9 protein-coding genes and 1 riboswitch are annotated in these 13,273 nt (G+C 68.8%); of the genes, 5 read left to right on the top strand and 4 right to left on the bottom strand.

Annotation, left to right across the window (positions count from 1 at the left end; translation table 11 throughout):
• Positions 1-25: 25 nt before the first annotated feature.
• Both EV192_RS50600 and EV192_RS50595 read right to left on the bottom strand, forming a co-directional pair.
• Positions 26-1,288: a GGDEF domain-containing protein gene (locus EV192_RS50600; RefSeq protein ID WP_132125980.1), complete on the bottom strand. Its 1,263-nt coding sequence runs from the start codon at positions 1,286-1,288 to the stop codon at positions 26-28.
• Positions 1,288-2,301, bottom strand: coding sequence for an alpha/beta hydrolase (locus EV192_RS50595; protein ID WP_132125979.1), 1,014 nt, complete (start codon positions 2,299-2,301; stop codon positions 1,288-1,290). The genes EV192_RS50600 and EV192_RS50595 overlap by 1 nt, the downstream gene beginning before the upstream one ends.
• A gap of 184 nt (positions 2,302-2,485) precedes the next feature.
• Here EV192_RS50595 and EV192_RS50590 point away from each other — a divergent pair, with 184 nt between their 5' ends.
• The 3 genes from EV192_RS50590 to EV192_RS50580 all read left to right on the top strand — a co-directional run bounded on the left by EV192_RS50590 (position 2,486) and on the right by EV192_RS50580 (position 7,457).
• Entirely contained in the window at positions 2,486-3,304 is an 819-nt protein-coding gene (locus EV192_RS50590; protein ID WP_132125978.1) for an SAM-dependent methyltransferase, read from the top strand.
• A 2-nt stretch (positions 3,305-3,306) separates the two neighbouring features.
• Positions 3,307-4,638: a cytochrome P450 gene (locus EV192_RS50585; protein WP_132125977.1), complete on the top strand. Its 1,332-nt coding sequence runs from the start codon at positions 3,307-3,309 to the stop codon at positions 4,636-4,638.
• Between the two features lie 92 nt (positions 4,639-4,730).
• Positions 4,731-7,457 (top strand): lectin, encoded by a 2,727-nt coding sequence (locus EV192_RS50580; RefSeq protein ID WP_132125976.1) that lies wholly within the window; start codon positions 4,731-4,733, stop codon positions 7,455-7,457.
• Here EV192_RS50580 and EV192_RS50575 read toward each other — a convergent pair.
• Together EV192_RS50575 and EV192_RS50570 are read right to left on the bottom strand one after the other, a co-directional pair.
• Positions 7,454-8,425, bottom strand: coding sequence for a winged helix DNA-binding domain-containing protein (locus tag EV192_RS50575; RefSeq protein WP_132125975.1), 972 nt, complete (start codon positions 8,423-8,425; stop codon positions 7,454-7,456). The genes EV192_RS50580 and EV192_RS50575 overlap by 4 nt on opposite strands.
• On the bottom strand, positions 8,422-8,877 hold the full coding sequence (locus EV192_RS50570; RefSeq protein WP_132125974.1) for an LLM class flavin-dependent oxidoreductase: 456 nt from the start codon (positions 8,875-8,877) through the stop codon (positions 8,422-8,424). The genes EV192_RS50575 and EV192_RS50570 overlap by 4 nt, the downstream gene beginning before the upstream one ends.
• Before the next feature lie 155 nt (positions 8,878-9,032).
• Between EV192_RS50570 and EV192_RS50565 the strand changes: the two genes are divergently transcribed.
• On the top strand, positions 9,033-11,153 hold the full coding sequence (locus EV192_RS50565; RefSeq protein ID WP_132125973.1) for an MMPL family transporter: 2,121 nt from the start codon (positions 9,033-9,035) through the stop codon (positions 11,151-11,153).
• 49 nt (positions 11,154-11,202) lie between these two features.
• Positions 11,203-11,274: riboswitch (cobalamin riboswitch) on the top strand.
• A 76-nt stretch (positions 11,275-11,350) separates the two neighbouring features.
• Positions 11,351-13,273, top strand: coding sequence for a putative cobaltochelatase (locus tag EV192_RS50560; RefSeq protein WP_132125972.1), 1,923 nt, complete (start codon positions 11,351-11,353; stop codon positions 13,271-13,273).

The raw sequence follows: 13,273 nt of genomic DNA, 5'->3' as shown, positions 1-13,273 counted from the left end.
CCAGGAGTAACCCGAATGGCACAACTCACGGCAGCGCACGACGGAACGCCTCGCGGTCCTTGGCGTCTTCGAGGGGATTGGCGAGGGACCACTGGCCGGGGCCGAAGCGTTTCGCGCGGGCCAGGGCGAGTTCGGCCGAGGCGAGGACGTCTGTCGCGGTGGTGTGCCGTTGGGGGCGGTGCACTATGCCGATGCAGGCCGAGATTTCGTTGAGTTCCGCGGCTATTCGGGCGGCCATCTCGTGGGGGTCGGGTGGGTTTTCCAGGAGGAGGGCGAATTCGTCGGCGTGGAACCTGGCCACCATCGCCTTGGCGTCGGCCACCACCGTGGTGAGGCGGTGGGCGGTCAGGTTCAGGAGGTGGTCGCCGGATTCCCGGCCCAGGCCGTGGGTGACGTTCTTGAAGCCGTCCAGGTCGAGGTGGTATACGGCCAGGGCGGTGCGGGTCAGGGTGCTTTCCAGGGTGCTGGTGAAGTACTGGCGGTTGGGCAGCCTGGTGACCATGTCGTGCAGGGCCTGGTGGGTGAGTTGGCCGTGCAGCAGGTCCAGTTCCGAACGGTCCTCCAGGATGATCACCCATTGGTCGCCGACGGACTCCAGGGATCTCAGGGTCACCTGGGTGGTCTCGCCGTCCTTGCGCACGACGGTTTGGTTCTTTCGGCCGGTGAGGAGGTCTGGCAGTACGTCGAACACCGTCAGGCCGGCGAGTTCCGTTTCCGGGTAGCCGAGGATGTCGGCGAGTTTCCGGTTGGCGCGCAGGACGTGGCCGTGCTGGTCGGTGAGGGCGACACCGCTGGCTGAGCCGGCCACCACGTGGTCGAACTGGGTGGTGACCGTGCGCAGGTTTCGTTGGACCTCGGCGAGGGTGCGGCGCAGCACCACGCTCATGGTTTCCTGTTGGGCGAACGTGAGCCGGCGCAGTTCCGCGGCGTAGCCGGCGGCCATCGCGCCGAGGGTCTGCACGACCTTGTCGGCGAGCCGGTCGGTCGGGCGCAGTTCGGGCAGGGTGAGCAGGCCCGGCCCCAGGGCGTCCATTGTGGACTGGATGGACACCGGGTCGGTGCAGCCCGCCTCGACCAGTTCGGCGCCGCAGTCGACGGCCAGCCTTGGGTCGCTGCGGACGATGTCGACCAGGTCGTCGAGCATGTCGGCGAGCCGTTGCTCGAACTCGGCGGGCGGCAACGGGACGTGACTGGTCGACGTCACGAGGCTCGCCCACCGCCGGACGAGCCTCTCCCGCTGGCGTGACCCGCCGGCCGGCGCTGGGTCCTCGGGACGTGGCGCGATCATCAGAACGAATGCTCGTCCATCCACGCTCGGATCGCCTCACGGTGGTCCGCGGCGTTCGTGGACAACGCGACGGCGTGCCCTGCCTGTGGGGTCAGATGCACTTCGAGCGGCGCGGTGAAGTACGGGCTCTCTGCCGCGCGCAGTGTGTCCTCCGACGCGCACACGAAGGCGCAGAACAGTCCGTCGCTGGCGCCGTTGGCGATCAGCACAGGCACGTTGATGGACCGCGACAGCGGGCTTTCGAACGCCAACGTCAGCAGGTCCGGTACCACAGTCGCGGCGACCTGGTCCTTGGTCGTCTCGTCGGCGGCCAGCACGCCCGGCTCGACCAGGCCGGGATTGTGGAACACCTGACGCGTGCCCGGCATGGTCGTCACGTACCCGGGGTCGCTCGACCGCTGGGACAGCACCGGGTCCAGCAACGCCGGGCGGACCCCGTCGACGAAGACCCCGGTCAGCGCCAGCAGGTCCATCGAGTGGGTCATCCCGGTCAGCACCACGCCGTCGACGTCGTGGTAGCCGGTGGCCTCCAGGACGGTGACGCCGGAGCCCATCGAGTGGCCGACGATCACCACCCTGCTGAACTGGCTGCCGCCGACCGCTCCCGCCCGCAAGGCCTGGATCACCTGGTGCATGGCGGACGCCTCGGTGGTGCCGGTGATGAGCTCGCTCAACGGCTGGGTGCTGCGGCCCGAGCCGAGCGCGTCGACGGCGAACGTGGCCACGCCGTTCGCGGCCATGTCTCGTTGGTACGAATAACTTCCGTTGTTGTACGGGATGTCCCAGTAGTAACGGTTGTACGTTCCACCGTGCACCAACAGCTGTACGGTGTTCGTTGTGGTCGGAGGCACGCACAGCTGCCCGTGCACAGTGCCGTGGAGCAGCAGCCCGTACGTGACAGGGACATCGGTCTCACTGCAGCGCACCTGGGTGTCAGCGGAGGCGCTGGTGACACCGGCGGACAGGACGAGAATGGTGATCGCGATTCTGGCGAGCGTTCGGCGCGGTCGCACTTGATCCTCTCCCGGATGGGGAACGTGAAAGCGAGGGACGCATGCTACTGCGGGTAGATCAGAAACTCGGGCAGGGTCATCCGATCGGGCTAACTTCCCGGCCTGACTGTCCGGTAGGCGAGTAGTTTAAGGTTCTTTGCGAATTCTTCCGATCACCTCTGTGTCCTCGAGGGAAGTGTGCGCGATGAGCGGTCAGGTCAGCTGGATACCGACGGACATCGATCTGAAGCGGGCCAGCCCGGCCAGGGTGTACGACTACCTGCTCGGCGGAAGTTGGAATTTCGACGTCGACCGGATGATGGCCCAGCAGGCGATCAACGCCATGCCGTGGGTTCGTGATCTCGCGCGCTACAACCGGCAGTTCCTCGGTCGCGCGGTGCGTTTCTGCGCGTCAGACGGGGTGCGGCAGTTTCTCGATCTCGGCTCCGGCATGCCGACCGCGAAAAGCGTGCACGAGATGGCGGGTGAAATAGCGCCCGACAGTCACGTGGTCTATGTGGAACAGGAACCGGTCGCGATCGCGCACAGTGAACTGATCCTCGCGCCCGTCGAAGGCGCGGACATCGTGGCCGCGGACATGTGCGACGTCCTGGGCGTGCTCGCCGACCCGACCACCGGGAGCCTGATCGACCTCACCGAGCCGGTCGGGGTGATCATGGCGTCCTCGCTGCACTACGTGCTCGACGCCGCGCAGGCGTCGGCGACCGTCGCCGCGTACATGGACGCCGTGGCGCCGGGCAGTTACCTGGTCCTGTCGCATATCGCGGACAACCAGGGCGACGGGTCGGAAGAGGTGCAGGGCTTGGTGGAGCTGTCGAAGACGACCTCGGCGGCGGGTGTGGCGCGGTCGCGTGAGTGGATCGCCGGGCTGTTCGACGGGCTGGACATGGTCGAGCCGGGCCTCGTCTACACGTCCCAGTGGCGGCCGGACGACGGGCTGCGGCTGGTCCGCGACCTGCCGGCGCACGCGTCGCTGCTGGCCGCCGTCGCCTGCAAGCCGTAGCCATGGCGGTCGCGGCACCGCCGGTCGCGCCGAAACACATTCCGGTTCTCGGGCATGTGTTGTCGCTTACCCGCGACCCGATCGGTTTCCTGCAGAACCTGCGTGCCCACGGCGACATCGTCACGTTCTATCTCGGCACCCGGCCGGTCCACCAGATCAACTCGCCCGAACTGATCCGGCAGGTCCTGGTCACCGACGCGCGCCACTTCAGCCGCGGCAAGATCTTCGCCAAAGCGCGGCAGTTGTTCGGCGACGGGCTGGCGACCGCCGACGAACCCGCTCACATGCGGCAACGCCGCGTGATGCAGCCGGCGTTTCACCACGACCGAATCGCCGGTTATGTGAACGTGATGCGTGAACAGATCGACGAAACAGTCGGCGGGTGGGTGCCGAACAAACCGATCATGCTGGAGCAGGAAATGGCCGGACTCACTCTCCGGGTGACGGCCAAGGCGTTGTTCCAGGCCGATCTTGGCCAGGCCGCGGTGGCCGAAGTGTACCGTTCGCTCGACCCGATCCTGAACGGCCTGGCGAAACGTTCGATGATGCCGGTGGAACTGTTCGAACGAATTCCCACACCCGGCAACAGGCGGTTCGACGCGGCCCTGCGCCGACTCCTCGCCGTTGTCGACGATGTCATCGCGGCCTACCGGGCCGGCGGGGTCGACCACGGCGACCTGCTGTCGATGCTGGTCACGCACGTCGAAGACGACGACGAGGTGCGCGCCCAGGTGCTGAACATCCTGATGGCGGGCACCGAGACGACCGCGACAACGCTGTCGTGGGCGTGCCACGAACTCGTCCGGCATCCCGACGTGGCCGACCGGGTGGCCGCCGAGGCCGAAAGTGTCCTCAATGGACGGATCGGCGGCGCCGACCCTGACCGGATGACGTACGTTGACCGGGTGCTGACCGAGACGCTCCGGTTACACACGCCGATCTGGCTGCTGATGCGCACGGCCACCGCGACCGTGCGGCTCGGCGACGTCACGTTGCGGCCCGGCGCCGAGGTGATGGTCAGCATGCCCACGCTGCACCGGGATCCGGCGCTGTTCCCTGACCCGACGCGGTTCGACCCGGACCGCTGGCAGGGACAAGGGGCGACGGACCTGCCGCGGATGAGCTTCATCCCGTTCGGGGCGGGCGGACACAAGTGCATCGGCGAGAAGTTCGCGTGGGCCGAGATGACCGTCGCCGTCGCCGCGGTCTGCGCCCGCTGGCGGCTGCGGCTGCGGCCCGGCCACCAGGTCCGGGAGGTGGCGCGGGCGTTCCTGCGACCCAACGGCCTGCCCATGATCCCTTGTCTGGTGGACACGGCCGGATCAGCTGTTTGACCCGTGCGGTGGATTCCACTGTGGTCACAAAAATGCGAGGATCTGTGTTGACAACGTTGTCAACCCTCCGGTTCCCCTGCAGGAGGAACACCATGCGCGCACTCGCCGCGACCGCCGCGTTAGCAGCGGCGTTGACCTTCACTGTCATTCCGGCCGGCACAGCCGCGGCCGTCACCGATCCGGCCCAGTACGTCAACGCCTTCGTCGGCACCCGACCGGGTGGTCCCGACTTCGGCAACGGCGGCGGGGCCGGGATGACGTTCCCCGGCGCGGACGCGCCGTTCGGGATGTTGCAGTGGAGTCCGGACACCGTGACCCACCAGCACGGCGGCTACACCTACGACGACAACCGGATCAAGGGCTTCAGCCTGACCCACATCTCCGGGCCGGGCTGCAGCGACTTCGGCAACATCCCCTTCCTGCCGACCCTCGGCAGCAGCCCGGTCAGCCAGTACACCTTCAACCATGCCAACGAGTCCGCGTCACCCGGCTACTACGCGGTGACGTTCGACAACGGGCTGAAGACCGAGTTGACCACGACCCAACGCACCGGCATGGCCCGGTTCACATACCCCGCCGGCCAGCGCGCGTCGCTGAGCGTGGACGCGGGCAAGGCGTTCAACGCGGCCAGCGGCTCGATCACCATCGGCACCAACTCGCTGACCGGGTTCACCGACGGCGGCGGCTTCTGTGGCGCCGGCAACCGGTACCGGATCTACTTCACCGCGACCTTCGACCGCCCGTTCGCCACGTCCGGGGTGGCCGCCGCGGACGGCAAGGTCGACACCACCCGTAAGTCCATCAGCGGCGCGAGCAAACAGACCCTGCCGGCGTCACCGAAGACCGCCCAACAGCAGTCCGGTGTGGACACCCGCAAGGCCCCGGCACCGTCGGAAGCGGCCGCTGACCCGGCCATTCAGGCGGCAGCGGCGTTCGTCTCGTTCGACACCAGCTCGAACCCGACGGTGACCGCTCGGGTGGCGATCTCGTTCGTCAGCCTCGCCGGCGCACAGGCCAACCTGAGCAGTGAGCAGGGGAGCCGCAGCTTCGACGACGTCCGCTCCAGTGCCCGCGGCACGTGGAACGGCCTGCTCGGCCGGGTCAACGTCACCGGCGGCACCGACGCGCAGCTGCGTACACTGTACACAGCGATCTACCACTCGTTCCTGCACCCGAACGTCTTCAGCGACGTCGACGGCAGGTACATGGGCTTCGACAACCAGGTCCACTCGGCCGCGAGCGGGCACCAGCAGTACGCCAACTACTCCGGTTGGGACGTCTACCGCTCCCAGGTCGCCCTGGTCGCGCTGCTCGCGCCCAACGAAGCCGCGGACATCGCCCAGTCCGCGATCAACCAGGACACCTACGGCGGCTACTTCGACCGCTGGACGGTGGCCAACGGCGGCACGGGCGTGATGAACGGCGACCCGGTCACAGCCATCATCTCGACCATGTACGCGTTCGGCGCGACGAACTTCAACGCCTCGGACGGGCTGAAGCGGATCGTGACCGGTGTCAACGATGTCCGGGAACGGCCGGGCTGGCTGCAGTACAACCAGTTCGGGTACGTGCCGACCGGCCTGTCGGACGTGTGGGGCTCGGCGGCGACCACGCTGGAGTACACCAGCGCGGACTTCGCGATCTCGCAGCTCGCGGCCCGGCTCGGCGACACCGCCAACGCGGAGTACTTCCTGCGCCGCGCGCAGAACTGGCGCAGTCTGTTCGAGTCCGGCAGCAAGTACATCCAGCCCCGCAACACCGACACGACGTTCCCGGGCTTCTCGCCGACCCAGCAGGACCAGTACACCGAGGGCAACGGCGGCCAGTACACGTGGATGGTGCCGTACAACTACCGTGGCCTGTTCGACGCCATGGGCGGCAACGCGGCCGTGACACCCAGGCTGGACGCGTTCTTCACGGACCTCAACGCCGGTCCGGACAAGAACAACGCGTACCTCGGCAACGAACCGACCCTGGAAACCCCGTGGGCGTACGCGTACGCGGGCGCGCCTTACAAGACGCAGGACATCGTCCGGCGCGCGTTGACCACGAACTTCAAGCCGCTGCCCGAGGGTATGGTCGGCAATGACGATCTCGGCGAGATGTCCTCGTGGGCGGTGTGGGCGATCCTCGGCATGTACCCGGAGGCACCGGGCCGTTCGGAACTGGTCCTGGCCAGCCCGCAGTTCCCGGCGGTGACGATCACCAGAGGCAACGGCAAGACCATCACGATCAACGCGCCCGGCGCGTCCGACTCCGCGAAGTACGTGCAGAGCCTGAAGGTCAACGGCCAGACCAGTACGAAGGCGTGGCTGCCGGAGTCCTTTGTGGCCAATGGCGGCACGCTGGACTACACCTTGGGCACGGCACCGAACACGTCGTGGGGCGCCGCAGCGGCGGACGCACCGCCGTCGTTCGACGTCGGCCCGGCGCCCGCGCGGACGGGTGCGGTCACCGGCCTGGCCAGCAAGTGCCTGGACGGCGACCCGAGCCAAAGCGGCAACGGCGCCGCGGTCCGGCTCTGGGACTGCAACAGCTCCGCGGCCCAGCAGTGGACGCTCGCGTCGGACGGCACGGTCCGGGCGTTGGGTCGGTGTCTGGATGTCAGTGCCAGCAAGCGGGACAACGGCACCAAGGTCCAGCTGTGGGACTGCAACGGCACCGGCGCCCAGCAGTGGTGGCCGAAAGCCGGTGGCGCGCTGGTGAACTCGCCGGCCGGCAAGTGCCTTGACGTGCCGAACAGCAACACCGCCAACGGTATCCAGCTGCAGATCTACGACTGCAACAGCACCGGCGCCCAGATCTGGCGCCTGCCCTAGGAAACGAGGTGGAGGTCGCCGCCGACAAACCTGCTCAGGTCGGCGACCTCCACCTCCAAGGCGGTCCGGTCGAGTTGTTCGAACGGCTCGATCTCGATGTCGCCCGAACGCCTGCGCCAGGTTCCGGCGATCCGCCCGTCCACCACGATGGTCGGCCGGATCATGCCGCCGCCCGCGTTGACGCGCTTGGCGAACTCCTCAGCGACCGGCCGGTTCTTGTAGCCCAGGACGTACGTGTCGAACGCGGGCAGCAGGCGCAGGCCGTGCTGGACCGTGTCGCTGTCGGTGGGCTCGACCTTGCGGGCCTGGCCGAGCGGAATGCCGGCCCAGAAGGCGAAGTCCTCGGCCGACGCCGGGCCGAACGCCTGGTGGTAGCGCCGGCCCAACTCTTGCAGCGGATCGTCCGGGGTGAAGCGGTCGGTGACCCACTCGTCGAGCAGCACATAGGACGGTTCGTCCCTGGCCAGCTCCGGGCCACGGCAGATCAGCCCGTGGGTCGCCGCGTAGAACATCATGTGCGCCGGGGCCTGCCCTTTCGGGTCGACTTCGATGCCCCGCCGGTTGAGCTGCTCCACAATGGACGAACGGCTCAGCGCGTTGCCGGGCAGGATGTCCTGGAGGGCGGGCAGGGCACGGGCGCAGATGTCGTCGGTCAGGCCGAGTTCGGCGCGTCGGCGGCGCTGGCCTCGAACGAGGGAAGGCCCGAAGAACGACACCATCCAGTGCACGTCCTTGGCCGCGACCATGTGCAAGGTGCCGCGCATCAACCACGTTCTGACAACAGTTCCGTCAGCGCACGCCTTGGTGACGTCCTCGGCGGTCAGGCCGGACGTGCGGGGACGCACCGACAGCCGGCAGGCCGCCGTGTCCTGGGCCTGCAGCCCGGCGGCGGCGGCGACCGCGGTCAACACGTCGGTGGCGTGCCCGCCCAATCCCTGGGCGTGCATCCGCCGGGCCAGGACGGTCATTTGAGCAGTTCGATCACCGGTGCGAACGCTTCCATCCAGGGCTCGCGCCTGTCGTCGGTGGGGATGACCATCTGGACGAGCAGGTTCGACTCGTAGTCCCGGCCGTCGGCCGCGGCCCGCGCGAACGCCACCCGCTCGTCGATCTCGTCGGTCGTGATCGTCGACAGCCGGCCGTCGGTGGGGGCGGACCTGAGGCCGGCGAACGCGACCACGTCCCGCGCGAGCAGAACGGGGTTGTAGAAGCCCGCGTTCAACACAAACGTCCCGAGCCGCACGGAATGTGTGGCCTCAGCGGCGAGCACCAGCGACGGAAACGGCGCCGGCATCCCCAAATGGTCCGGAACCAGAACGACGTCGTAGCCCAGTTCCTCGGCCCGCTGGCACTTCGCAGTCCATCCGGTACGGTCCGTTGCGGCGGTCATGTTGAGGCCGAACCGAAAAGCGCGACTCATGGTGTGAAGCTACCAGTGTGGCCTACGTCATCGGGGATGATCTCAGGGTTGATCCCGATGTGGCTCAGGGCCGGATTTCGGGACACTAGCCCCGCGAGGGGTCGGTGCTGACCCCGTTGGGGACGCTCACACACGTCATACCGGGGAGATTCAGCATGGCCACGTCCGTCGATACCGCACGTCCGTCACCGCCGCCACCGCCGAGAACCAGGACCCGTCGGCTGCGCTGGATCCTGCCGGCCCTGCTGGTGATCGCCTGGCTGGTGATCGGCGCGGTCAGCAGCCCGTACCAGGGCAAGCTCAAGGACGTCCTGACCGACTCGAACGCGGCGTTCCTGCCGAAGTCCGCCGAGGCCACCAAGGTCAACGACCTGATGACCAGGTTCACGGTGGACAAGGACATCAGCGCGCTCCTCGTGTACGAACGGCCGGCGGGACTCACCCCCGCGGACGGCGAGTTCCTGCAGGCGAAGGCGGCCGCGATCGCCAACTTCCACCAGCCCGACCTGGACGGCGCCGGGGGCATCGCCGGCCGGGTCTCCCCGGTGATCACGTCGAAGCAGGACAACCAGGCCGCGCAGATCATCGTCGCGCTGCCGGAGTCGTTGCGGGACAAGGTCGGCGACATCGCCAAGGGCCTCAGGGAGACCGCGGCGGTCAACCTGCCCGCGGGAATGAGCCTGCACCTGACCGGCGAGGCCGGGATGTCCGCGGACTTCTCGGACGTGTTCGGCGACATCGACGGGATGCTGCTGTGGGTGACGATCGCCGTGGTCGTCGGGATCCTGATGCTGATCTACCGGAGCCCGCTGCTGCCGATCGTGGTGCTGCTGTCCGGCGGGTTCGCGCTGACCGCCGCGTCCATGGTCGTGTACTTCCTCACCAAGGCCGACGTGATCACGTTGAACGGCCAGAGCCAGGGCATCCTCATGGTCCTCGTGCTCGGCGCCGCCACGGACTACGCGCTGCTGCTGGTGTCCCGTTACCGCGAGGAACTGCGGCGACACGCCAGCAAGTACGACGCGATGCGGGTCAGTTGGCGGGCGTGCGTCGAGCCGCTCGTCGCGTCGGCCGGCACGGTCATCATCGGCCTGCTGTGCCTGCTCCTGTCCGACCTGAACAGCAACAAGAGCCTTGGCCCGGTCGCGGCCGTCGGCATCGCGGCGTCCCTGCTGACCGCGTTGACGTTCCTCCCGGCGCTGTTGATGCTGCTCGGGCGCGGCGCGTTCTGGCCGTTCCGGCCGAAGGAAGGCACCGTCGAGCGCAAGGGCGTGTGGGGCCGGGTCGCCGGTGTGGTCGGCAGGCGGCCGCGTTGGGTCGGCGGCATCACCGCGGTGATCCTGCTGGGCTGCCTCGCGTTCCTGCCCCAGTTCAAGTCGGACGGGCTGCAGTTCTCCGACAGCTTCACCAAGAAGACCGAGTCCATCAGGGGGATGGAGGTCTTCGCGGCGCACTTCCCGGCGGGCCAGGGGTCGCCGACGGAGATCGTCACGCACCCCGGCATGGCCCAAGCCGTCGCCGACGCCGCCAGGAACGTGCCCGGGGTGGCCGACGTGAAGGTCAACCCGAGGGTCGTCGACGGGCTGCAGGTGGTCGAAGCGACCCTGACGAACGACCCGTCGTCCAAGGCGGCGCAGGCGACAGTGCAACAGCTGCGCACGGTCGAACACGCGATACCCGGGGCGGACGCGCTGGTCGGCGGCTCCACGGCGGCATGGCTGGACATCCACGACACCGCACAGCGGGACCTCAAGGTGATCATCCCGGCGGTGCTGATCGTGATCCTGCTGGTGCTGGCGCTGCTGCTGCGGTCGCTGGTGGCGCCGGTGCTGCTGACGCTGTCGGTGGGCGTGTCGTACGCGGCGACGCTCGGGGTCGGCGCGTTGGTGTTCAACCACGTCTTCGACTTCGCGAACGCCGACCCCAGCCTGCCGATGCTGGCCTTCGTGTTCCTGGTGGCGCTGGGCATCGATTACAACATCTTCCTGATGACGCGGGTCCGTGAAGAATCTCTTAAGGATGGCACCAGACAGGGCACCCTGAAGGGGCTGTCGGTGACCGGTGGGGTGATCACGTCCGCCGGCGTGGTCCTGGCCGCCACCTTCGGGGCGCTGGCGATGCTGCCGATGGTGACGCTCGTGCAGATGGCGTTCCTGGTGGCGTTCGGTGTGCTGCTGGACACCCTGATCGTCCGGTCCCTGCTGGTCCCCGCGCTGACCCTGCAGATCGGCCGGAAGATCTGGTGGCCGAGCGCGTTGTCCCGCGGCAAGCCTTAGGACCTCGATCCAGGCCCTAGGGGGATACGATGCCCGAGGCGAGGGTGTGGAGGAAACCGGTGTGAGTCCGGTGCGGTCCCGCCACTGTGACCGGCCCTTCGGGGCCGGGAGCCAGATACTCCGCTCCTCGCTCGGGTGCGCTGCCGTGTGCCCGCCCTTCGACTTCGGGCGCGGACACCCGAGGAAGGACCTGGCCCGTGGGGTTCCCCTTCTCCGCCGTCGTCGGGCACGACGACCTCCGGATGGCTCTGCTGTTGAACGCCGTTCACCCCGGTATCGGGGGCGTGCTGGTCAGAGGGGAGAAGGGCACCGCCAAGTCGACCATCGTGCGCGCACTGGCCGCTCTGCTGCCGTCGGTCGACGTCGTCCCCGGGTGCCGGTTCGCGTGTGACCCGGGCAACCCCGATCCCGCCTGCCCCGACGCCCCGCACGAAGGCGCCGACCGGCGCGCGGCGCGGCTGGTGGAGCTGCCGGTGGGGGCCACCGAGGACCGGCTGGTCGGGTCGCTCGACCTGGAACGGGCGCTGACCGAGGGGGTCCGGGCGTACCAGCCGGGGCTGCTGGCCGCCGCGCACCGGGGCGTGCTGTACGTCGACGAGGTGAACCTGCTGCACGACCACCTGGTCGACCTGCTGCTGGACGCGGCGGCGATGGGCCGGGCGCACGTCGAGCGCGAAGGTGTCTCGGTGTCGCACGCCGCGAGCTTCCTGTTGGTGGGGACGATGAACCCGGAGGAGGGGGAGCTGCGGCCGCAGCTGCTCGACCGGTTCGGGCTGACCGTGCACGTGCTTTCCTCCCGGGACGTGGCCGTCCGGACCGAGGTGATCCGGCGGCGGCTGGCGTTCGAGGCCGACCCGGTCGGGTTCGCCGCGCGGTGGGAGTCGGCGGACGCCGAACTGGCCGCACGGATCGTGGCGGCGCGGGCCCAGCTGCCGTCTGTGGCGTTGCCCGACACCGAGCTGCGGCGGATCGCCTCGGTGTGTGCGGCCTTCGAGGTGGACGGGATGCGCGCGGACCTCGTGGTCGCGCGTACGGCCATCGCGCATGCCGCGTGGCGTGGCGCTGACGCGGTCGAAGAGGCCGACGTCGAGATGGCCGTGCGGTTGGCGTTGCCGCATCGACGCAGGCGGGACCCGTTCGACGAGCCCGGGATGGACGAGCAGCAGCTGCAGGACGCCATGCGGGACGCGGCGAACGAGGCCGAATCCGAACCCGAGCCGGACCCCGACCCGGACGGCGGCGGGCAGCTGCCGTCCGACGCGCCATCGCAGGTCCAGGGCGACGGCGGCGGTGACCGGCCACCCGTACCGCCCGCGCCGGCCTTCCGGGCCCGGCTGCTCCAGGTGCCCGGCGTGGGCTCCGGCGCGCCAGGCAAACGTTCGCGGGCCGAAGCCAGCAACGGGTTCACGGTTCGTCCGTCTACTGTGGAGGGCAACGGGCTGCATCTGGTGGGGACGTTGTCGGCGGCCGCTCCGCATCAGGAGGCCAGGGGACGCGTCGGAGCCGGGTTGCTGCTTCGGGCGGGCGACCTTCGGTTGGCTGTGCGCGAGGGCAAAGAGAGCAACCTCGTGCTGTTCTGTGTGGACGCGTCCGGGTCGATGGCGGCGCGCAAACGTATGTCCGCGGTGACGGGCGCGGTGCTTTCGCTGCTGCGGGACGCGTACCAGCGGCGGGACAAGGTCGGTGTGGTCACGTTCCGCGGGACTCACGCCGAGGTGACATTGCCGCCGACGTCCTCTGTGGACGCCGCCGCCGCGCGGTTGAAACGTTTGCGCACGGGTGGGCGCACGCCACTGGCCGACGGGTTGTTGCGGACTCGTAGACTGCTTGCCGCGGAACGGATTCGGGACCCTCGTCGCCGGCCGTTGCTGGTGGTGTTGACGGACGGACGGGCCACTCAGGGTGCTGGCGGGAGCGATCCCTTCGACGACGCCATGCGTGCCGCCGGAATGCTCGCCGCCGACGGGGTCGCCACGGTGGTCGTGGACTGTGAGCAGGGGCCGGTCCGGCTCGGACTGGTCCCGAAGCTGGCCGCCGCACTCGGCGGCACGTGCCTGCGGCTCGCCGAACTGTCCGCCGACCAGGTCACCGGAGTCGTCCGCGCCGCCCGCGCCGCCTGA

It is taken from the genome of Actinocrispum wychmicini (assembly GCF_004345645.1).
GTDB lineage: Bacteria > Actinomycetota > Actinomycetes > Mycobacteriales > Pseudonocardiaceae > Kibdelosporangium > Kibdelosporangium wychmicini.
The sequence above is the reverse complement of the archived record's forward strand: the minus strand, read 5'-3'. Positions and strand labels throughout refer to the sequence as shown.